The organism is Lysinibacillus sp. GJ-1 (assembly GCF_021166035.1).
GTDB lineage: Bacteria > Bacillota > Bacilli > Bacillales_A > Planococcaceae > Lysinibacillus > Lysinibacillus sphaericus.
The window spans coordinates 652,405-675,366 of the sequence record NZ_CP088912.1; the positions used below are offsets into that span (position 1 = coordinate 652,405).

General features: G+C 34.4%; 23 protein-coding genes. All 23 read left to right on the forward strand.

The genetic code is table 11. The features are described 5' to 3' along the window. The first annotated feature begins 40 nt into the window (after window positions 1-40). Window positions 41-1,021, forward strand: a complete 981-nt coding sequence (gene pseB, locus LO754_RS02945) for a UDP-N-acetylglucosamine 4,6-dehydratase (inverting) (protein ID WP_231785572.1) — start codon at window positions 41-43, stop codon at window positions 1,019-1,021. A 573-nt stretch (window positions 1,022-1,594) separates the two neighbouring features. Continuing rightward, a complete protein-coding gene (gene pseH, locus LO754_RS02950) occupies window positions 1,595-2,173 on the forward strand; it encodes a UDP-4-amino-4,6-dideoxy-N-acetyl-beta-L-altrosamine N-acetyltransferase (protein WP_231785573.1) in 579 nt (192 codons plus the stop codon). Then, a complete protein-coding gene (locus LO754_RS02955; RefSeq protein ID WP_231785574.1) occupies window positions 2,166-2,405 on the forward strand; it encodes an acyl carrier protein in 240 nt (79 codons plus the stop codon). Before pseH ends, LO754_RS02955 begins: the two co-directional genes overlap by 8 nt. 16 nt (window positions 2,406-2,421) lie before the next feature. Further along, window positions 2,422-3,177 carry an SDR family oxidoreductase gene (locus LO754_RS02960; protein ID WP_231785575.1) on the forward strand — a complete coding sequence of 252 codons (756 nt, stop codon included), beginning with the start codon at window positions 2,422-2,424 and terminating at the stop codon, window positions 3,175-3,177. After that, on the forward strand, window positions 3,170-3,292 hold the full coding sequence (locus tag LO754_RS23415; protein WP_255702603.1) for a hypothetical protein: 123 nt from the start codon (window positions 3,170-3,172) through the stop codon (window positions 3,290-3,292). The genes LO754_RS02960 and LO754_RS23415 overlap by 8 nt, the downstream gene beginning before the upstream one ends. A gap of 28 nt (window positions 3,293-3,320) precedes the next feature. Continuing rightward, window positions 3,321-3,995 carry a transketolase gene (locus tag LO754_RS02965; protein WP_231785576.1) on the forward strand — a complete coding sequence of 225 codons (675 nt, stop codon included), beginning with the start codon at window positions 3,321-3,323 and terminating at the stop codon, window positions 3,993-3,995. Further along, window positions 3,988-4,959 (forward strand): transketolase C-terminal domain-containing protein, encoded by a 972-nt coding sequence (locus LO754_RS02970; RefSeq protein ID WP_231785577.1) that lies wholly within the window; start codon window positions 3,988-3,990, stop codon window positions 4,957-4,959. Before LO754_RS02965 ends, LO754_RS02970 begins: the two co-directional genes overlap by 8 nt. A 58-nt stretch (window positions 4,960-5,017) precedes the next feature. Beyond that, complete coding sequence (locus LO754_RS02975) at window positions 5,018-6,352, forward strand: AMP-binding protein (RefSeq protein ID WP_231785578.1); 1,335 nt, start codon at window positions 5,018-5,020, stop codon at window positions 6,350-6,352. Next, the gene (locus LO754_RS02980; RefSeq protein WP_231785579.1) at window positions 6,349-7,410 is read left to right on the forward strand and encodes a LuxE/PaaK family acyltransferase; all 1,062 of its coding nucleotides are present in this window, start codon (window positions 6,349-6,351) and stop codon (window positions 7,408-7,410) included. The genes LO754_RS02975 and LO754_RS02980 overlap by 4 nt, the downstream gene beginning before the upstream one ends. Beyond that, window positions 7,407-8,579, forward strand: a complete 1,173-nt coding sequence (locus LO754_RS02985; protein ID WP_231785580.1) for an acyl-CoA reductase — start codon at window positions 7,407-7,409, stop codon at window positions 8,577-8,579. The genes LO754_RS02980 and LO754_RS02985 overlap by 4 nt, the downstream gene beginning before the upstream one ends. Window positions 8,580-8,594: 15 nt before the next feature. Beyond that, window positions 8,595-9,317 carry a glycosyltransferase family protein gene (locus tag LO754_RS02990; RefSeq protein WP_231785581.1) on the forward strand — a complete coding sequence of 241 codons (723 nt, stop codon included), beginning with the start codon at window positions 8,595-8,597 and terminating at the stop codon, window positions 9,315-9,317. Then, the gene (pseG, locus tag LO754_RS02995; RefSeq protein WP_231785582.1) at window positions 9,317-10,282 is read left to right on the forward strand and encodes a UDP-2,4-diacetamido-2,4,6-trideoxy-beta-L-altropyranose hydrolase; all 966 of its coding nucleotides are present in this window, start codon (window positions 9,317-9,319) and stop codon (window positions 10,280-10,282) included. The genes LO754_RS02990 and pseG overlap by 1 nt, the downstream gene beginning before the upstream one ends. Continuing rightward, complete coding sequence (gene pseI / locus LO754_RS03000; protein ID WP_231785583.1) at window positions 10,279-11,325, forward strand: pseudaminic acid synthase; 1,047 nt, start codon at window positions 10,279-10,281, stop codon at window positions 11,323-11,325. The genes pseG and pseI overlap by 4 nt, the downstream gene beginning before the upstream one ends. Then, a complete protein-coding gene (gene pseC, locus LO754_RS03005) occupies window positions 11,322-12,458 on the forward strand; it encodes a UDP-4-amino-4,6-dideoxy-N-acetyl-beta-L-altrosamine transaminase (protein ID WP_231785584.1) in 1,137 nt (378 codons plus the stop codon). Before pseI ends, pseC begins: the two co-directional genes overlap by 4 nt. A gap of 280 nt (window positions 12,459-12,738) precedes the next feature. Continuing rightward, window positions 12,739-13,128, forward strand: coding sequence for a flagellar protein FlaG (locus tag LO754_RS03010; protein ID WP_231785585.1), 390 nt, complete (start codon window positions 12,739-12,741; stop codon window positions 13,126-13,128). A gap of 22 nt (window positions 13,129-13,150) precedes the next feature. After that, window positions 13,151-15,631 carry a flagellar filament capping protein FliD gene (fliD, locus tag LO754_RS03015; RefSeq protein ID WP_231785586.1) on the forward strand — a complete coding sequence of 827 codons (2,481 nt, stop codon included), beginning with the start codon at window positions 13,151-13,153 and terminating at the stop codon, window positions 15,629-15,631. Between the two features lie 34 nt (window positions 15,632-15,665). Further along, on the forward strand, window positions 15,666-16,025 hold the full coding sequence (gene fliT, locus LO754_RS03020) for a flagellar protein FliT (RefSeq protein ID WP_231785587.1): 360 nt from the start codon (window positions 15,666-15,668) through the stop codon (window positions 16,023-16,025). A gap of 74 nt (window positions 16,026-16,099) precedes the next feature. Beyond that, window positions 16,100-16,510, forward strand: coding sequence for a flagellar export chaperone FliS (fliS, locus tag LO754_RS03025; RefSeq protein ID WP_231785588.1), 411 nt, complete (start codon window positions 16,100-16,102; stop codon window positions 16,508-16,510). Window positions 16,511-16,728: 218 nt separating this feature from the next. Beyond that, window positions 16,729-17,112 (forward strand): PilZ domain-containing protein, encoded by a 384-nt coding sequence (locus LO754_RS03030; RefSeq protein WP_024362489.1) that lies wholly within the window; start codon window positions 16,729-16,731, stop codon window positions 17,110-17,112. Window positions 17,113-17,202: 90 nt separating this feature from the next. Then, complete coding sequence (gene hpf, locus LO754_RS03035) at window positions 17,203-17,754, forward strand: ribosome hibernation-promoting factor, HPF/YfiA family (RefSeq protein ID WP_025218652.1); 552 nt, start codon at window positions 17,203-17,205, stop codon at window positions 17,752-17,754. 85 nt (window positions 17,755-17,839) lie between these two features. After that, a complete protein-coding gene (fliB, locus tag LO754_RS03040) occupies window positions 17,840-19,048 on the forward strand; it encodes a flagellin lysine-N-methylase (RefSeq protein ID WP_231785589.1) in 1,209 nt (402 codons plus the stop codon). 224 nt (window positions 19,049-19,272) lie between these two features. Then, window positions 19,273-21,786: a preprotein translocase subunit SecA gene (gene secA / locus LO754_RS03045; RefSeq protein ID WP_231785590.1), complete on the forward strand. Its 2,514-nt coding sequence runs from the start codon at window positions 19,273-19,275 to the stop codon at window positions 21,784-21,786. A gap of 347 nt (window positions 21,787-22,133) precedes the next feature. Continuing rightward, a complete protein-coding gene (locus LO754_RS03050) occupies window positions 22,134-22,691 on the forward strand; it encodes a competence protein ComK (protein WP_024362492.1) in 558 nt (185 codons plus the stop codon). The last annotated feature ends 271 nt before the right edge of the window (window positions 22,692-22,962 follow it).

The window sequence follows — 22,962 nt, forward strand, 5'->3', positions numbered from 1 at the left end:
CGATATAATACAAAGAGATACATAAGTGAGGAGAACGTTTATGAACATTTTAAAAGATAAAGTTGTTTTAGTAACAGGTGGTACAGGGTCTTTTGGAAAGAAATTTATCGGGAGAGCACTTACATTAGGCGTAAAAAAAGTTATCGTTTTTAGCCGCGATGAGTTAAAACAATATGAAATGAAGCAAGAGTTCCAAGATGAACGTATTCGGTTCTTTATAGGTGATGTTCGAGATAAAAATCGTTTATATCGTGCATTTAATGGTGTGGATATTGTCATCCACGCTGCTGCTATGAAGCATGTCGATGCATGTGAATATAATCCGTTTGAAGCAGTGAGAACAAATATTCATGGTGCTCAAAATGTTATTGAAGCTGCAATTGATTGTGGTGTTGAAAAGGTAATTGCACTTTCAACAGATAAGGCTTGTAGTCCAGTTAATTTATATGGTGCGACAAAACTAGCATCTGATAAATTATTCGTTGCGGCTAACGCTTATGTAGGAGAAAAGAAAACTCGATTTGCAGTTGTACGCTATGGCAACGTAGTAGGAAGTCGTGGTAGCGTAGTACCATTCTTTAAGAAGATTAAAGATACAGGTAAGTTACCTATTACAGATGAACGTATGACACGTTTTTGGATTACCCTTGATCAGGGAGTGCAATTTGTATTAGATAATTTAGAGCGAATGTATGGTGGAGAAATCTTTGTACCGAAGATTCCGAGTATGAAAGTTACTGATTTAGCAAAAGCAATTGGTCCAGAATGTGAAATAGAAGTGATTGGGATTCGTCCTGGTGAGAAATTACACGAAGCAATGATTATGGAAGATGATGCTCGTCATACTTTAGAGTTTGATGATTACTATGTTATCCAACCAGAGCTGGCTTGGTTTGCTAAAGAGCAACTAGATGGTGGGAAAGCTTTGCCAGATGGATTTGCTTACACGAGTGATAACAATACCGCTTGGTTAGCTATAGAAGAGTTGAAAGAATTGGTAAATGAGAGAGACTTAGATTAAATGGATAACTAATTATATGTGGTGCCTGAGAAGTTGGAATTAAAGTTTTTATAAATATAATGAATCAAATACTGTTGTAGTTTTTGTTACAATTATGTTAATAAATGGGATATTAAAATTAAAGAACTTTATGTTTTGAAACCAGATGAATTAAAAGATATGCAGTATAATAAAATCTATATTGCTAGTTTAGCAGAGAAGAAATATGTAATCAATTAACTAATCAACTCGCGAATGAACCAAGTATAATTTAATACTATACTAAAGATATCAAATTTGAGGCTAGATTAGCCTATCTTAGAAGGATAGAAAATGAATAAATGAAAATAATATCCAGGGAAGTATAGCTGAATTAGGTGTATAAGGGAGAATTGGTGAAGCATATTTCGAGAGTTTTTGAAAACGGAAAATAATTCTGTTTATTTGACACATTTGAGGGTTTCGATGAAAGGGATGTCTTCGCTGAATTAAAAAAAATTCTCAAATGCTTCTTCAGGAGAATATTTCATTAATTATATCAATTTAGTCTTATATCTCCTACTAGCAGGAAAGCTGATATGATTTTACTAAAGAATGATTGGTGGCGAAAGCTTTTTGGAGTTTACTTTATTAAGTGAAAAGTATTTAGATTTAGTAATGAAGTGGCGTACTAGTGAACATGTAACTAAATTTATGTATACAGATATTGAGCCTGATTTAAACAAACAAAAGAAATGGTTTGAAGAGATAAACAAAGATACTACACAATTAAATTGGGTTATTGTTTATAAAGATAACCCTATCGGTTTAATTTCATTAAATGATATTGACTACATACATGAGAAAGCCAGTTCGGGATTTTATATTGGTGAACTAGAGTATTCTATGGTTTCAAGCCGTATTCTACCCTATTTTTTAAATTTTTACTTCTTCGAAATGAAGTTCACTAAATTAGTAATTGAAGTTCTTTCTATCAATGAATCAATGTTGAAAATGGACTATCATTATGGATTTAGAAAAGTAGATACGTTAACTCAGCATATAAAAAAAGATGGTATATATTATGATGTGGAAGTTCTTGAAATTTTAAAAGATACATGGATTAGTAACTATCAAAAATATCATAAATTAAGAGCTCCATTTGAATTGAGAGGAAAAAATAGCAATGAATAATTTAAACAAGTATAACGATGTTTTTAAAGAGTGTTTTAATGTTACTGAGGACCAATTAAATGAAAAGTTAGTATATAATTCAATTGAAGAGTGGGATTCTGTAGGACATATGGCAATGGTTGCTGAACTAGAAGATGTATTTGACATTATGCTTGAAACAGATGATGTGATTGAGTTTAGCTCATATACGATCGGTATAGAAATTTTAAAGAAATATGATGTCGATTTATAAGTAGGAGGTAGTTAGTATGCTTTTAAGCGGAAAAGTAGCGGTTATAACAGGATGTAATAGGGGAATTGGAAAAGCCATTATAACTGTATTTGCGAAACAGGGCGCAAATATAATTGCATGTGCTCGAAAAAGTACTGTGGAATTTGAAAGCTACTTAACTAATCTTCAAAACGAGACAGGTGTTCAAATAACACCTGTCTATTTTGATATTAGTAAGGAAGATGAAGTGAAACGAGCCATAAAAGAAATAAGAAAACTGTTCCCTACAATCGATATATTAGTTAACAATGCTGGGATTGCAGGAGATACAATTTATCAAATGACTGCTATGGAAACGCTTGAAGAAAAAATGAAAGTCAACTTTTATGGCCCTTTTTTAATGACTCAATATATTGTGAAGTTAATGAGAAAAAGTACAGCAGCATCTATTGTAAATATTACATCTATTGCTGCCGATGATAGTTACAAAGGGATGATTTCTTATACGGCAAGTAAAGCTGCATTTAATGCCTTTACTAAAACAATAGCAAATGAACTAGGTAGTGCGAATATCAGGGTAAATGCGATTGCTCCAGGTTTTACAGAAACCGATATGGTATCAAATGCTGTTACAAATGAAGAATTTTTAATACAATTACAAAATCATTTAGCATTAAAACGTTTAGCTAGACCTGAGGAGATTGCAAATAGTGTATTATTTTTGGCATCTGATTTGTCAACCTATATTACTGGACAAATATTACGAGTAGATGGGGGACTTTTTAATGATTAATGCAAGCTTAGTAGAAAAATTAAAAAAACAAGCTAGTCAAATGAGAATAAATGCTTTGAAATTAGCAAATGCTTCAGGGAATAATGCTGCACACATAAGGCTTATCTATCATTGAGATTTTAGCTGTTTTATACGGTCACACAATGAATATAAGTAGTAAAAATCTTTTAGATGAAGGTAGAGACCGTTTTATATTAAGTAAAGAACATGGAGTATTAGCTTACTATACGGCTTTATATGAGAATGGAATTATTACTGAGGAAGATTTAGCTAGTTTTATGAAAACAGGTAGTGCCTTTTTAGGTCATCCAGTAATGAATCGCGAAAAAGGAATTGAATTTACAAGCGGTAGTTTGGGAATGGGCTTATCATTAGCTATGGGCGTAGCGATTGGTTTAAAACGTAAGCAATTATCAAATCATGTTTATGTATTATTAGGTGATGGTGAGAGTAACGAAGGATCTATTTGGGAAGGGTTTTTATCTGCTCCACATTTTAACTTAGATAATTTAACAGTCATTATTGATCGAAATGGTATTCAGTTAGGTGGTAAAACGAACGATATTTTACCAATGAATCATTTGGAGAAAGTATTAGAAGAGATGGGCTGGGCTGTCTCAACTGTAGATGGGCATGATATTGAGGCATTAATAAATGTATTTGATAGTGTTTCTAATAAACCTAAACTAATAATAGCTAATACTATTAAAGGCAAAGGTGTTTCTTTTATGGAACACAATATTGATTGGCATCATGCTGTCCTAACAAATAAATTATTTAACGAAGCGATAGAAGAGCAGGTGAAAGAATATGAATAATACATTAAAGAATCAAAAAATGTTAGCACGTTTAGGTCAACGAGGCACATTTGGAATGGTAATGTTAGAGAAGGCCAAAGAAAATGAACATTTATTGGTGATAACAGCTGATGTATCTATTCCGGCAGGCTTAGATCGTTTTAGAAAACAATATTCTGATAAATTTATTGATGTCGGAATTGCTGAACAAAATATGATTGGTATAGGTGCTGGTTTAGCTAGTGAAGGTTTTGATGTATATACAACAACATATGCTCCATTTCATACGCTAAGATGTTTAGAGCAAATTCGGATGGATATTGGTGAAATGAAACACCCAGTAAGGATGGTAGGATTATCTAGTGGGGTAGTATTAGGTATGATAGGTAATATGCATTGTAGTTTTGAAGATATTGCTGTTATTCGTGCTATTCCAAACATATCAATTATTTCACCTGCAGATTCTTTTGAACTAGTAAAAGTATTAGAAGCTTTGGATAATTACCTTCATCCTGTATATCTTCGATTAACTAGTGGAGCACCCTCTCCAATTATCTATAAAGAGGATTATAACTTTGAAATTGGAAAAACTATCTCAGTGAAAAATGGGGAAGATGTCGCGATATTCGTAACTGGTTCTATTATTAGTGAGGCAATAAAAGCTGCAGAATTATTAGAATTAGAAGGCATTAGAGTTGAAGTAATTAATGTCCATACGATTAGACCTTTAGATATTGAAGGAATTAAAAGCTGTATAAAAAATAAAAAGCTTCTTGTAAGTATGGAAGAACATGTTATTGCTGGTGGGTTAGGTAGTGCTATTTCAGAAGCAATAGCTCTTGAGGTTAAAAAGCCACCTCACTTAATGTTAGGGTTACCTAGTGATTATAGTAAAGCAGGCATTTATGAAGAAATGTTAGACCATTACGGGTTAACTGCTAATAAAGTTGCTAAAAGTATAAAGGAAACATTAAATAATATTTAATTATTTATTGGTGTGGTAGATGCTATCACACCTTTTCCTATAAAGAAGGAGCGAGTTTATGAACCTTTTTAATTTAAAAAGTAATGATGTGGCGATTATTACAAATGAACAAATATACGCTTTTAGTGAAATTCCTAAAATTGAATTTCATAGTTCAAGTAAAGAGTTAATCTTGATACTATGCCAAAATACAATTGACATTTTAGCTACTTATATTTCAGCTATGAATAGTGAGCATGCTGTCATGCTGATTGCTGAAGGGATTAATCGTGAATTATTAGAAAATATTATAGAAACGTATCAGCCAAAATGGATAACTGGATTAGAGAGTTATAAAGGATATGAAAAAAACGGAAATCTACTAACAAGAACAAAAGAAATAGTAAAGAATGTCCATCCAGATCTTGCAATTTTATTAAGTACTTCAGGTACTACTGGTAGTCAAAAGTTTGTCCGTCTTTCCTATAATAATATTAGAGTAAATGCTGAATCTATTATAGAATACCTACAAATTAAAGAAAATGAACGAGCGATTATGAATTTACCACTTTCCTATTCCTATGGCATGTCGATAGTGAATAGCCACCTTTTAGCAGGTGCTTCAATTTTATTGACTGATGAAAGTGTAATGGAGAAGTCGTTTTGGGAATTTATAAAAAAATATAAAGCAACTTCAATTGCAGGTGTTCCATTTACATATCAAATGTTACAGCGTATCGGCTTTACAAAAATGGAGTTACCTTATTTAAAGACAATGACACAAGCTGGTGGACGATTAAATGAAAAGCTTGTAAAGCATTTTGCAGAGTATGCAAAAGAACAAAATAAGAGATTTTACATAATGTATGGTCAAACTGAAGCTGCACCGCGTATTTCTTATATACCTTATGAAAAAGTATTAGAGAAGTCTAGCACAATTGGAATTGCTATTCCTGGTGGTAAACTTTCTATAGATGCAGAAACAGAGGAGTTAATTTATAGAGGTGCTAATGTCATGATGGGATACGCTGAGAATTTAGCAGACTTAGCAAAAGGCTATGAACTTAATGGGGTACTTTATACAGGCGATACAGCAATCGTTGATGAAGATGGATACTTTACAATTACAGGTCGTATTAAGCGCTTTATTAAGTTATTTGGTTTGCGCATTAATTTAGATGATGTAGAAAAGAAACTTGAAGAAGAACTACAAATATCTTTAGCTTGTACTGGTTCTGACGATAAATTAATTGTAGCAATTGAACAAGCTGATTTCGTTGAGCAAGTAAAAGAAGCGCTTGAACGTTTATATAAGCTTCATAAAACTGCATTTAAAGTCAAGGTGATTGATGAAATACCGCGTTTTGTAAGTGGCAAAACCGATTATATGAAATTAAAGGAGAGCTGTTTATGACGGTCCCTTATCATTTAGTACAAGCCGAGAAAGAAAGTGAGCTTGTAGTTAAATTAAATGAACTAACTAAATGGCACACAGAAAACTGCCATGAATATAAATCCATGCTAGAAAAAAGCAACGCATTACTGGAAGCAAACTGTTTAAAAGAAGTGCCTTTTTTACCTGTGCAGTTATTTAAACTAATGAATTTAAAATCGGTTCCTCAAGAGAACATTGTAAAGGTGTTAACGTCCAGTGGGACAACAGGACAGCAAGTATCTAAAATTTATCTCGATAAAGAAACATCGATTGTTCAAACAAAAGCACTTGTTGAAGTGATGAAACCCATTTTAGGTAATAAACGTTTGCCGATGATTCTGTTAGATACGAAATCTGTGCTAAAGGATCGTAAATCATTTAGTGCACGTGGAGTGGGAATTTTAGGATTCTCGAATTTTGGTCGCAAACACTTTTATGCTTTAAATGATGATATGACATTGGATGTTGAAGGTTTACAAGCGTATTTAAAAGAATACGAAGGGCAGCGTATATTACTGTTTGGTTTTACTTTTATGATTTGGCAGTACGTTTATAAAGAGATAAGAGATAAAGGATTAAATATTAATTTTAATAATAGTGTACTGATTCACGGCGGTGGATGGAAAAAGCTTAAGGACGAGGCAGTTGATGCTTTAACTTTTAACCATCTTCTTAGTGAGCAACTTGGCATTCAAGAAGTACATAACTATTATGGCATGGTTGAACAGGTCGGCTCAATTTTTGTGGAGTGTAGTGAAGGACATTTACATGCTCCGAGCTATGCGGATGTGATTATTCGTCATCCACTTACGTTTGATGTTTTACCTGTGGGACAACAAGGGTTAATTCAGGTAGTGAGTGAATTACCGAAAAGCTATCCAGGTCATTCTCTATTGACAGAGGATCTAGGCACAATTCATGGTATTGATGATTGTCCATGCGGATGGAAAGGGAAATATTTTAGTGTAGTTGGGCGTATTCCGAAGGCAGAATTACGCGGTTGTAGCGATACTTTTCAAGGAGGTGTGCGTTTGTGAAAATATTTTGGCCAAAAAATGTGAATTTTGATGATGCACTATGTAACTTGAATAGTCAAAAACTGAGTAAACCTTTTGCTGAAGAAATCATTGCTTTTACACAAAGTTTGTCGAAGCGTTTTGTGCGGATGCGTTCTATGCCCGAAGTTGTAGCATTAGGTTACTGGCTCCGGAAATCAAATATTAAGAAAATGCAAGCAGAGTTTGAAAAGGCTACTGAGGGAAAAGTAGTTCGAGGGCGTGGCACAGCTTTTCACATCGCACCTTCAAATGTTGATACTATTTTCGTTTATTCATGGATGCTGTCACTTCTAGCAGGGAATCGAAACATCGTTCGAATCTCTAGTAAAACGGAAATAAATGAGTTATTACAAGTCATCTTAGAAGAGTTACCGAATTTTACATCGGTAGCAAAGCAAATCATAATATGTACATATGGACATGACGAAAATGCCACGGAAGTGTTTAGTCAAGTATGTCATACACGTGTAATTTGGGGCGGCGATGACACGGTCAAAGCTATACGTAACATTCCACTTGCACCGTTAGCAAATGAATTAACATTTCCAGACAGATTCTCATTGGCCATATTAAATTCCAAAAAAGTTGAGCTGTTAGAGAATAAGGAGCTTGATGCATTACTTGAGCAATTTTATAACGATGTGTTTTGGTTTGACCAAATGGCATGTTCATCACCAAGACTTGTCGTTTGGATAGGTGAGAAAATAGAATTTTTCTGGAAGGCATTTGAACGCAAAATCCAGATGAAGCAACATGAGCTACTTGCAGCAACTCAAGTATTAAAATATTCAACTAGTTTACAATTAGCTGCTGAAAGTTATGTAGAAAAAGTAGCACCTATAACTTATTTATCACGAATAAAGCTAAATGGCGTACCAGAAAATGTACGTGAACAACATTGCGGTGGTGGCTTGTTTTTTGAGTATGAAGTTGAAAACTTAATAGACTTAGAACAAACTATAATTGATAAAGATCAAACAATCGCATATTTTGGTTTTGAGAAGTCTGAGCTAGTGGACTTAGTAGATTCAATTTCAACTAGGGGGATAGATCGGATTGTACCAATTGGGCAAGCGCTAAATTTTGATGGTGTTTGGGATGGACAAAGTTTCTTAACATCGTTTACGAGGGAAGTAATAATTTTATAAATGGAGAGTTTAACTATGAAAACAATTGTAATTATCCAAGCAAGAATGGGCTCCTCTCGTTTACCAGGGAAAATTTTAAAACCACTTGGAGATGTAGATGTTTTAAAGTACGATATCGAGCGCTGTCGTGCCATTAAAGGTGTTAGCGAGGTTATTGTTGCGACAAGTACATTAACACAAGATGATGCAATTGCAAACTGGTGTGAGAAGAATCAAATTGCATATTTCAGAGGTTCCGAGGAAGATGTACTAGATCGCTATGTTCAATGTGCAAAACAATACAACCCTGATTATGTGATGCGTGTAACGTCTGATTGCCCATTCGTTGACTATGAAATGACCAGTGAAATTGTAGAGTTAATTCAAAAAGAACGTAAAGATATTGTTTTAATTGACGGGCAATTACCCCGTGGATTAGCGGTAGAACTTATTTCATATAAAGCGCTTTTATATATTCATAAAGTAGGACTAGAATCTCGACATCGTGAGCATGTTACTTATTATGCCTACGAATTTACTGAAGAGTTTGAATCAGTTACATATAAAGCACCAGCAAATCGAATTGCGCCAGAACTTCGAATTACGCTAGACACAGAAGAAGACTATAAACTCATTTATGAGGTAGCGAAGCATTTCGACAACCCTTTAGTTTCAAGTGCTGATGTCATTCAATTTTTAAAAGATAATCCTGATGTTGCAAAACTAAATGCTCATATCGAGCAAAAGCCGGTGATTTAATGAGAATCATTATTCGTACAGATGCATCAATTGAAATCGGTAGTGGTCATGTCATGCGTTGTTTAACAGTTGCAAAAAATTTACGTTTAAATGGATGTGAAGTAATATTTTGGATGCAAGATTTACCTGGCAATCTAATTGATTACGTAATCAGTGAAGGATTTAGAAATATTTTTAAAGCTGAGCAAGCAGACCTTTATATCATTGATCATTATGGGATTGATAAAGAATGGGAGTCCAAAATACGTTTATACACGGAAAAAATTGCAGTAATTGATGATTTAGCGAACCGTAAGCATGATTGTGAATTACTTTTAGATCAAAATGCATTGCCAAATTTTGAATCGCGTTATGATGGTTTAGTGTCAAAAACATGTGTAAAACTATTGAAATTTGGCCCAAAATATTTAATTATCCGTGATGAATTTATTGAAGCAAGACGACTATTACGCAAGAGGCATGAGAAAATCGAAAACTTACTCGTTTTTATGGGCGGTTCGGATCCAACGAATGAGACAATGAAAATATTGGAAGCACTTGAGGATTTTCAGTTTAAACATGTTGATGTAGTAGTCGGAAATGGTAATGTTTTTAAGGAACAAATTCGCGAGGTTTGTGTAGAGCGAGGGTATTCCTATCATTGTCAAATTAATTATATGTCAAAGTTAATGCAACAAGCAGATTTTGCTATAGGTGCTGGTGGAAGTACAACGTGGGAACGTTGTTATGTTGGGTTGCCCTCATCGAGTACAATTGTAGCTAGTAATCAAAGGGAAGGGACAGAATATGTTGCTGAACTTGGATTAGTAATTAATCTGGGGTGGTACAGTGATGTAACATCTGAAACCTACAAACAGTTACTAAAAAATGTAAAGCTTAAAGACTTAAGTGAACGAGGGCTTACTCTAACTCAAAATGAGCAACCAAATGCGTGGGTTTATAAAATATTGGAGTTGATAAAATGATTAAAATAGCAAACAGAGAAATAGGTCGTCATACAAAACCATTTATTATTGCTGAGATGTCGGGAAACCACAATCAATCATTAGAAAGAGCATTACATTTAGTGGAGCTAGCTGCAGAAGCAGGTGTAGACGCACTAAAATTACAAACATATACACCAGATACAATTACATTAGATGTTCATACAGGTGAGTTTTTTATCCAAGAAGAAGGGAATCTTTGGAAAGGTAATTCTTTATATAATTTATATAAAGAGGCTTATACACCTTGGGAATGGCATAAGGAGATTTTTGCAAAAGCACAAGAACTAGGTCTCCTTGCTTTTAGCTCACCATTTGATGAGACAGCAGTAGATTTTCTGGAAACATTGAATGTACCAGCTTATAAAATTGCCTCATTTGAAAATGTAGATATTCCATTAATTAGAAAAGTAGCGCGAACAGGAAAACCAATGATTATTTCAACAGGTATGGCGACAGCTGCTGAACTAGATGAAGCGGTTCGTGCTGCTCGTGAAGAAGGCAATGACCAAATTATCTTACTGAAGTGCACTAGTACATATCCTGCTACACCTGCCAATTCGAATTTAGTAACGATACCGCATTTAAGAGAAATGTTTAGTACAGAAATAGGTTTATCAGATCATACAATGGGGGTTGGTGTATCGGTTACCGCAGTGGCACTTGGAGCCACGGTAATTGAAAAACATTTTACAACATCTCGTGCTGAAGGTGGAGTTGATTCTGCCTTTTCGATGGAACCCCATGAATTAAAAATGTTAGTGGAAGAAACAGAGCGTGCATGGCAAAGTTTAGGGAATGTAAGCTATGGACCAACAAATGCGGAAAAGGAATCAGCAAAATTCCGTCGTTCTTTATATATTGGTGAAGATTTAAAAGCCGGCGATATATTAACTGAACAAAATGTTCGCAACGTTCGACCAGGACTTGGTTTGCCAACGAAGTACTATGATTTAGTCATTGGTAAAGCAATTAAGCAGGACGTAAAAAAAGGAACACCGTTAAGTTGGGAGTTATTACTATGAATAATTCACCTCGATTTATCTCATACGGCAGTCAAAATATAGATGAAGAGGATATTCAAGCCGTTATAGAAACATTGCGTTCGCCTTACTTAACTCAAGGACCGAAAATTGCACAGTTTGAGCAAAATGTGGCAGATTATGTTGGATCAAAATATGCAGTAGCATTTTGCAATGGAACAGCAGCTTTACATGGTGCTTGTTACGCAGCTGGAATCGGAAAAGGGGATGAGGTAATTACTTCTCCTATTACTTTTGCTGCAAGTGCAAATAGTGTGCGTTATGTTGGAGGCACAGTCGTTTTCGCAGACATTGATGAACGTACGTATAATATAAATCCTGAACAAATCCGTTCAAAGATTACATCAAAAACAAAGGCAATTATTCCTGTGGATTTTACTGGCCAACCTGTCGATATAGATGCAATTATGGAAATTGCCAAGGAGCATAAACTCGTTGTTATTGAAGATGGTGCACACTCTTTTGGCGCCAGCTATAAAGGGCTTAAGATTGGAACACAGGCAGATATGACAATGTTTAGTTTCCACCCTGTAAAGCCTGTAACAACAGCAGAAGGTGGCGTAATAGTTACAAATAACGAAAATTATTATAAAAAATTATTAAAGTTCCGAAGCCATGGAATTGAGCCAACAGTTTATGCTAAAGAGCAAGGTGACTGGTATTATGAAATGACAGAATTAGGATATAATTATCGAATGACAGATTTACAGGCAGCACTCGGTGTTTCACAAATGAAAAAGCTTGATCACTTTATTAAGCGGAGACAAGAAATTGTTGCAAAGTACAATGAAGCCTTTAACAAAGTTTCTGGAATTACAATACCTAAGCAATTAGAGGGTACTGAATCCGGCTGGCATTTGTATATGATTCAATTAGATGAAGCAAATCGGAAACAAGTATTTGATGCTATGCGCGCAGCAAATATTGGTGTCCACGTGCATTATATACCCGTTTATTGGCATCCGTATTATCAAAACCTTGGTTATGAGCGGGGACTATGTCCAGTGGCGGAGGAATGGTATGAAAAAGCGTTAACATTGCCTATACATCCTGGTTTAACTGATGATGACATTCATTATATTGTGCAGAAATTAAAAGAAGTGGTTTCATTATAAGTGCTTTTTATTATAAAACTATTTTAAAAAAATAATTTGAGTACTATCTTTGGAAATTATGGTAAAAATGAGATTTATATTAGTCACAAGTATGTTATATTTTTAATTTTATGTTAGTCGAAAATATTAGAAGTCTTTAGTTCAGATATACATTTTGAACTAAAGGCCTTTTTTATTGAAAAAGTATCATTAAAAGTAGTTTACAGTAAAAAAGTGAAACATTCCTAAAAACTTCCGATATTAAATATAAGAATAAGAAAAGTTTAGGAGGTTACATATTATGCGTATTGCAGCTCAAGGACAATCTACAGATGTAGGAACTGCAGCGTCATCTACAGTTGCGAAGAAAACCGTTATAGAGGAAACTACGATGACTACTAGTAAAGCTCAATTAGTAACGCAATCACAGGGTGAAGATCTACCTACTGCTGATGTACAAGAAATATCTAAAGAGAAGCTGCAACATGCAGTAGACACCGTAAATGAATTTTTACAAATCAATCATAATGCTTCTAAATTTGTTTTACACGACGGGTTAGATCGTTACTTTGTACAAGTTGTTGATACTAAAACAGAAGAAGTTGTAAAGGAAATCCCCCCAAAAAAACTTTTAGATGCTTTTTATGAGATGCAAAAGTTATTAGGAATGATTGTAGACGAAAAAATATAAGCATATTTAGGAGGAAATTAAAATGGTAAATCGAATCGGTGGATTAGCATCAGGAATGGATATAGATTCAATTGTAAAAAAATTAATGAATGCTGAAAAAGCACCATTAAACAAATTATATCAAAAGAAACAAACATATGAGTGGCAGCGTGACGCATATCGTAGTATAAATACAAAATTAAAAACATTTGATACTTATATTGCAGATAATTTAGTATTAAAAAGCTTCCTTTCTAAAAACGCAGCTAGTTCAAACTCTAATTTAGTATCTGCAACTGCAACTGGGAGTGCTGCGGGAACACTTTCAATTGAGGGTGTTTCACAATTAGCTACTGCAGCTCGTAAAGTAGGGGAGCAAGTAAATGCTGTAGGTTCTACGAAAATGGCTGATTTAGGGGCAACAGGGACTATTGAATTTAAAGCTATTCAAAAGAACGGTCAATTAGCAAGTGAGGCAACAAAAATTGAAATTACTTCTGATATGACAGTGGATCAGTTTATTAGTAAAGTGAATTCTAGTAATGCAGGAATTAGTGCTGTATTTGAAAATGGCCGATTCTCCTTTACTGCCAAAAACACTGGTGATGTTAAAGGCGATGAGGAAATCAAAGTTACAGGTGGAGTAGATATTTTCAATAAGTTAGGATTTGCTGACCCTAGTAAAGTTCAAAATACAGAAGGGAAAAATGCTATTTTCACTGTGAACGGCATAGCAACAGAACGTACAACGAATACGTTTTTGATTTCAGGCTATAATGTAACGTTAAAAGATACATTCAATGGTCTTCAAACGATTTCAGATAAATATAAAGCCGCTGTTGAAGAATTTAAAAATGCTACTGACAATTTAGCAACTAAACAAGCAAATCTTATAACTAAGCAAAATGCTTATGGTGCTAGTGATATTATTAGTTACACAGCTAATCATGAAACAGCATATAAAAATGCTTTTGGTAATACATTATCTTTGTCACAACAAGTCCAATACAATAAACTTGGAAGTGATACATGGAGAAATTTATCAACAGATGAAATTGATTTCATTAAAAATCAGTCATCTGTCCAAGGAATTAAAGACAATATTGATGGAAGTACTTTAAGTGATGAAAGTAAAGCAAAGTTAAAGAAATTTGATGACAAAACACTGGAAGCTTTATATTCTAATAAAGCTCAACTAGCAGATTTTAAAGCTCAAGCTGATTATGCAAAGTATGGTACAAAATTAAAAGATTTTGATCAAAATGCTATTGATGCACTAAAACGCTTCTCGTATAACAGCAATGATTCAATTGATAAAATTCGTAAAGATATAGACGATAATACGGAATTTACACAAGAAGTAAAAGATGCATTAAAATCATTAAGTAAAGATGATTTAACTAATTTAATTGCAACAGATTCTGCAACGTTAAAAACATATTCTGAAAAAGCGCAAGCAGATGATTTAAAACAAAAATATAGTCAATTTGGCGATACTTTAATTAAAGGTTTGCAAGATGGTTCTAAGAGAGTTGAAGATTTAACTGAGAAACAAAAAGAAGTTTGGAATAATTTAACACCAGAAAAAAAGATTGAATTTAATTCACTTGCGGAACAAAATATTTTACGTAAAGAGTACTTAACTGCAGATGCTGATGAAAAAGCAGCTGTTACACGTTTAAATGAGGCTACGAGTACACAAACTGCAGCAAAAGCAGATGCTAGTGCAGCTGGTATTTTAAACCCTGATGGTAGTGTAGACGACACAAAGGTCAATGCCGCACCAAAAGCGCAAGCGGTGACAATGACTTCAACAACAAATGTTGACGATATTATGACTAAAATTAAAGAATTTGTCACTACTTATAATGGCTTTATAAAAGATTTAAATGATCAAACGAAAGAAACAAAATATCGTGATTATAAACCATTAACTAGCGAGCAAAAAGAAGGTATGTCCGAAAATGAAGTTAAACTTTGGGAAGAAAAAGCTAAGAGTGGCTTACTTCGAGGCGATACGCTTATCCGTGAAGGACTATCTAATATGCGTGCACTAGTGTATCAATCTAATCCAGCTATCGACTCTAAATATAATACGTTATTTAGTATTGGAATAACTACATCTAAAAACTATAATGATGGCGGTACATTGCAAATAGACGAAATAAAATTGCGCAAAGTTTTAGAAGAAGATCCAGATGCAGTTGAAAAGTTGTTTAAAAATAGTGAAGGTAAAAAAGAAGATATAGTAGATGGTAAAACGGTCGATACACGTGGTTATATCGATAAATTACGTGAATCTATGAAATCTTTTGAAATTACTATTGAGAAAAAAGCTGGTCGCTCTACGATGACTGACGCGCAATATGCTATCGGGAAAAACTTGGTAGATACAGAAAGTCGAATTAGTACTTGGAAGCGAAAATTAGAAGATATTGAGTCTCGCTATTGGAAGCAATTCACTGCAATGGAAACAGCGATTAATAAAGCAAATTCTCAATCAAGCTTGTTCGCGCAAGGATGATCAAGTTTTTAACTAGGCAAGGTAGGAGAAGTTTATGCAACTTACAAATCAACTATTGCAGGCATCTGCGAATCTATATAAATTATTAGGTGATATCCCTAATGGCGAAGACCGTGATGACTATGTAGATAAGATTAATAATCTGTTGGACAAGCGTGGAATAATTATCAATGATTTAAAACAAGAAGGTTTTCATTTTGATGAACAAGATCGTGTTCATCGTACTTTGCTTGAATTAGATAATGGTATAAAAGAACGGTTGGCTGCTGTAATGAGTGCAGTAAAGCAGGATATGGCAAACCTTCAAAAAACGAAAAAAAGTGAAGCGCAATATTTCAATCCATATGGCAATGTCCGTGTTATGGACGGGATGTATTACGATAAGAAAAATTAATTTCACCATTAGCTTTTCTTCGTTGAATGGTTTAAAATAGTAAATAAGTAACATCTAAAAGGAGTTGTCCATTCTTGGCAGCAAATTTAACAGCACAAAACGCGTATAAGCAAAATAGTGTCACAACTGCTTCACCTGGTGAGCTTACATTAATGCTTTATAATGGGTGTTTAAAATTTTTAAGTAAAGCTAAACTTGCGATTCAAGATAAGAATATTCAAGACAAAAATACTTATTTAATAAAAGCACAAGCGATTATTAGTGAGCTTATGGCAACACTTAATATGGACATTGAAGTGTCGAAAAATATGTTTGCTCTTTATGAATATATGAATCGCCGTTTAGTAGAAGCAAATATCAAAAATGATGTTAGTATCATTGAAGAAGTTGAAGGATTTGTGACGGAATTCCGTGATACATGGAAAGAAGTGATTCGCATTAATCGACAGCAACAATTCGGTAATGGGAATAATGCACAAGTTTAATAAAAAAATTAGAGACCATCGCTAGATGATGGTCTCTTTTCTTTGTAATAGATAGTGTAATTACGATAACACAAAATTCGACAAGGGAAATAGTCCATCTAGTTATAAATTAGGTCATTAAATGGTCAAATATGTTACTAATTCCCTCTAGATGAAAATCATTCTTTCATGTCATAATCAAGCTAATGATATGTTTGAAAAGTATTGGGGTGGGGAAAATGAAATTTAAACGTCAAGAAGGCTTCCGGTTTAAATTTGACGAGCCAGTTAATATGACTTTTGCGGTATATGAAAATGGCAAAGTGAATCATGCACAAACGGCAATCGCTGATTTGTTAGATATTAGTCCGAGGGGATTAAAGATGTTTACCGAGGTCGATTTAGGTTTACGTCCTGCACCACTTGATTTGCGTTTTGTTTTGGATACAAGAGAAATTCGCGTATATGGAGAGGTTATTTGGAGCCGCCCTTATGGCAATGGGAAACAATATGGTGTGTTTTTCAATAATCAGGGTGCTGTTGAGGATTTGATTGTTGATGAGCTAAAAGCCCGCCGTAAAAAAGAGGCAGCAGAAGCCAAGATGAAAAAAATCAATTCTTAAAATTTCTTGTGAAAAAAAGAATTATTTTAGAGGAATTTCACACACTTGTGTAGAAATATAAAGTATAGCAGTTATAAAGGAGGAGTTTACATGTTAAACTTTAACATTCGCGGTGAAAATATTGAGGTAACTCCAGCTATTCGAGAGTATGTTGAAAATAAAATCGAAAAAGTTGAACGTTATTTTAACGAAGATGTTAACGCCAATGCTAACGTAAATTTAAAGGTTTACAATGACAAACAAACAAAAGTGGAAGTTACAATTCCAATGAAAAACTTAACACTTCGTGCAGAAGAACGTCATAACGATATGTATGCTGCAATTGATTTAATTGTTGATAAATTAGAACGACAAATTCGCAAACATAAAACTAAAGTAAACCGTAAATTCCGTGAGCGTGAAGGTGCAGGACTTTATTTTGCTACAACACAAGCTGTAGCTGATACAGTAACAGAGGATGACGAGTATTCTATTGTACGTACAAAACAATTTGATTTAAAACCGATGGATCAAGAAGAAGCGGTGTTACAGATGAATATGTTAGGACATGATTTCTATATTTTCACTGATGCTGAATCAAATGGTACAAACATTGTTTACAAACGTAAAGATGGCAAGTACGGCTTAATTGAAACAACTTAAACATTAAAATAGTAAAAAGAACTCTCGCATTGGCGGGAGTTTTTTTATTAAGATAAAATTAATTATAAATAAGGATGTGAGATATATGAGTAGAGAAATATTAATACCGGAATATTTAACGAAGTTTTCATGTATAGGTGCTTCATGTGAAGACACTTGTTGTGCAGGTTGGAAAGTTACTGTTGATAAAACAACCTTTCAAAAATATCGTAATATTAGTAAACCAGGGATTAAAGAAGAATTAAAAAAATACATAACTAGAGAGCGTTCAAATCCGTCTGATTCCTCTTATGGAAAAATTAAAATGACTGAAAATAATGTATGTACTATGCTGACTGAAGATGGTTGGTGCAAAATACATGCGGAACTTGGAGAAGATTTTTTATGCAATACATGTTCGGTGTATCCAAGAACCCTAAAAGAAGTGGATAACCGTCTCGAGAAAAGTTTGACACCATCATGTCCAGAGGCTGCAAGATTAATTTTACTTAATGAGACAGGCATTGATTTTATTATAGATGAAGAACAAATAAAGAAAAATATATTAGTTGAAGCAAGACTCCATTCAAATGATAAAAAGTATTTTTGGGAACTAAGAATGTTTACAATCGAAATGTTACAAAATCGTAAGCAATCTTTAGATGTGCGATTAATAGTGATTGGCATGTTTTTTCAAAAAATAAGCGAAATACCAATAATGGATTGGGCATTACAATTAGAACCTATAATGACTCGATATAAAAATATTTTAAATGATGATGAGAAAATTGAATTATTATTAAATTTACCAGAAAATCTATCATTTCAAATGAATATGGCAAAAGAACTTGTGAGTTACCGTTTAATGGGTGGCATTTCGAGCCAACGTTATTTGGACTGTGTGAATGATATGATAAATTCCTTACAGCTAAATGATGAAACAGATATTAATGACTCTGTTTTATTGTATAAAAGATTTTATGCCGAATATTATGTTCCATTTATGAGAGAGTACGAATATATACTTGAAAATTATGCTGTAAATTATGTATTTAAAAATTTATTCCCATTTGATCAGCCTAATTTATTTGAAAGTTTTGTTATGTTATCGGTAAATATTTCAATCATCAAGCTTCATTTAATTGGAATGGCAGGGCATCATAAAGGATTAACTACGGAGTTGGTTATTAAACTAATCCAATCTTATGCGAAAACAATTGAACATAACGTTTCTTATTTACAAAATGTTCGCGAAATGCTTAACGAGAGCGGTTATTCAACGATGGCTCATATGATTGTTTTATTAAAGAGTTAGTAATAAAAAGAAATATTTTTTTACCTCTTGTTGTAGCCTCACTATAGCGAGAGGTTTTTTATGGAATATGCAGTACAATTATTACAAATGGTAATTAATGTAAGTTAATGAATTAAACTTACTTTATCCCATTTTAGTTAGCGCTTTAAGGACACTGTTTGCATGAAACTGTTACACAATGGTAAAATGAAATTTGAGACTCGTATAGGAAGTGAAAAATATTCATGGCAAACCTATTAAATAAATTATTTGATTTCAATAAACGTGAGTTAAAAAAATTAGAAAAAATCGCTGACCAAGTTGAGGGGTTCGCTTCTCAAATGGAACAGCTTTCAGATGACCAACTACAAGCGAAGACAGAAGAATTTAAAAAGCGTTATGCAGATGGCGAAAAATTAGATTCTATTCGTGCTGAAGCTTTTGCGGTGAGTCGTGAGGCGTCCAAACGTGTATTAGGCATGTATCCTTTCCGCGTGCAAATCATGGGTGCTGCTTCACTTGATGAAGGTAATATTTCGGAGATGAAAACCGGTGAAGGTAAAACGTTAACTGCGACGATGGCGGTTTATTTAAATGCTATTACTGGCAAAGGCGTGCATGTTGTAACAGTCAATGAATACTTGGCTAGTCGTGACGCTGCTGAGATAGGCCAACTGTATAATTTCTTAGGCCTTACTGTAGGTTTAAATTTAAACAGTTTGTCAAAAGAAGAGAAGCGCGCTGCATATGAAGCGGATATTACGTATAGTACAAACAATGAGTTAGGGTTTGACTATTTACGTGACAATATGGTGCTTTATAAAGAAGAGCGTGTGCAACGTCCGTTACACTATGCTGTTATCGATGAGGTTGACTCGATTTTAATTGATGAAGCACGTACGCCATTAATTATCTCGGGTCAGGCTGGGAAATCAGCACAATTGTACAAGCAGTCGAATGCATTTGTCCGCATGTTAAGTGCAGATACAGATTACACATATGAAGAGTCGACAAAAGGTGTTACGTTAACGGATGCTGGTGTAGAAAAAGCCGAAAAAGCATTTGGTATCGACAATTTATTTGATTTAACACATGTACGATTAAATCATGCTATTAACCAATCACTAAAGGCACATGTGAGTATGCATAATGATGTTGACTATGTAGTCCAAGATGGCGAAATTGTCATTGTTGACGGCTTTACGGGACGTTTAATGAAAGGGCGTCGCTATTCGGATGGACTCCATCAAGCAATTGAAGCTAAAGAGGGCGTTGAGATTCAAAATGAATCGATGACAATGGCTACAATTACATTCCAAAACTATTTCCGTATGTATCAGAAACTTGCGGGTATGACAGGTACAGCGAAAACAGAAGAAGAAGAGTTCCGTAATATTTACAATATGAGTGTTATTGCGATTCCGACGAATAAGCCTATCGCGCGTGATGACCGTCCAGATTTAATTTTCGCTTCGATGGAAGGGAAATATAAAGCGGTGGCGGCTGACATTGCTGAACGTCATAAGGCAGGACAACCTGTACTTGTCGGTACAGTTGCGATTGAAACATCGGAAATTATTTCGCAGTTGCTTAATAAACATAAAATTCCACATAACGTATTGAATGCGAAAAACCATGAACGCGAAGCGGAAATTATCGCCAATGCTGGTTTAAAAGGTGCCGTTACGATTGCAACGAATATGGCTGGTCGTGGTACTGATATTAAACCTGGTGAAGGTGTATTAGAAATTGGTGGTTTAGCAGTCATCGGTACAGAGCGTCACGAATCACGTCGTATCGATAATCAGCTACGTGGTCGTTCTGGACGTCAAGGGAATCCAGGGGTTACGCAATTCTACCTGTCGTTGGAAGATGATTTAATGCGTCGCTTTGGTTCTGACAATATGAAGTCGATGATGATGCGATTAGGAATGGATGATTCTCAACCATTACAATCGAAAGTAGTATCAAGAGCTGTAGAATCAGCGCAGAAACGTGTTGAGGGGAATAACTTCGATGCACGTAAACGTTTACTACAATATGATGATGTTTTACGTCAGCAACGTGAGATTATTTACAAAGAACGTTATGATGTTTTAGAAACAGAAAATATGCGTGTACTTGTAGAGTCCATGATTCAGGAATCAATTGATAATGTTGTTGGCCTTTATACACAAGGAGAGCAGCAGAACGATTGGAACTTAAAAGCAATTGAGGATTATGTGTCCGCAAATCTATTAGAAGAGGGTACATTAAAAGTAGCTGATTTCCAAGGTAAATCTGCTGAAGACATTATTGCACTTATTTCTGACGCTGTGCATCAACGCTATGATGAAAAAGAAGCAGAGCTTACACCAGAGCGTATGCGTGAGTTTGAAAAAGTTATCTTATTGCGTTCGATTGATACGAAGTGGATTGACCATATTGACGCAATGGATCAATTACGACAAGGGATACACTTACGTGCTTATGGTCAAAATGATCCATTACGCGAATATCAACAAGAAGGCTTTGCTATGTTTGAGGATATGGTCGCTTCCATTCGTGAAGATGTAGCGAAATATGCGATGAAAGCCGAAATTCGCAGTAACTTAGAACGTGAAGAGGTTGCCAAAGGTCAGGCTGTGAATCCGAAAGAAGACGGTTCTCCAGCACCGAAAAAACAACCTGTACGTAAGGCAGAAAATATTGGTCGAAATGATTTATGCCCATGTGGTAGTGGGAAGAAATTTAAAAACTGTCATGGTGCAGGTCAATAAATAATAGTAAAAGATCAATTCAACGGAGGTTGAGTTGATCTTTTTTTATCTATTCCTAGAAAATATGGAGTTAAAAGTCAGAATTAATAGACAATAGATAATTAAGGGTATACAATAATTGTAACAATAGGTATTTAGTACAATGAAAGTAAATAGTATAGCAAATTACTGAATGATTTCATTAAGTCCACGTGAACTTTCTTTTTTGACTAAAAGGGAGGTGAATAGATCTTCAGTAGACAAAACTCTCGAGGGTATGCTCGAGGAAGTACATAGGTTACAACAAGATACATGTACATTCCTTTTTAATTCAGATAATAGACATGATATTTAAGGAGGAGTAATCATTGCATTATAATTGTGGAGACATTATGAGTAGTGAAACTATGTTGTATATGCCTGAGTATGATGCCTTTGGAAATTTATGTACACGTGTAATTGAAAGAGACTTTCAATATATTTCTAAATTATCACCTACGAGATTAATGGATTTTAATCTTCGTTATTTTGGATCTAGCCTACGAGGGGCATTTGATGGCTCTAAGATGATATTAGGTAAGCTGAATAAAAATCCTATTGTTGTCCATGAGCGTTTTAATATTTTATGGTTCCCTAGTAAGTCGCCCTTACATCCTGAATGCATTTGGTTTGCTGTGCATCATATCGACGACTATATCGCAGTTGATAAAAAGCAAACAAAGGTGCTCTTTATGAACGGCCAAGAGATTATTGTGGATGTTAGCCCAAAAGCATTTGAATACCGTATTCAAAGGGCGTTCTTATTAAAATATAAGCTTGAAAAGCGTACAAAGCATTTACTTGTACAATTTGATCGAGTCAAAGTTTTTCAACGAATGGCTATCCATTCTAAATTGGAGGATGAACCAAAGCAAGATGAGAGCTAGATATTAACCACGTATAATTACCCCATGATAACTCTCGGAAGTAAGATTGCATCTTTATTTTTCTTCATGCTGTTTCAAATGCTAACAACTATTAACAATTGCAGGAAATTTTCTAGTGGACTATTTTAGTTCAAGGGCTACATTTGGATACAAATGAATAATACTTGTTTATACGAAAGGGTGGAAATGGATGATTTATTACGAAACGACTTGTATTTGTTGTAAGAAACCGTTTAAGCTTTTAGAAGGAACAAGGAAATATCAACTTTAT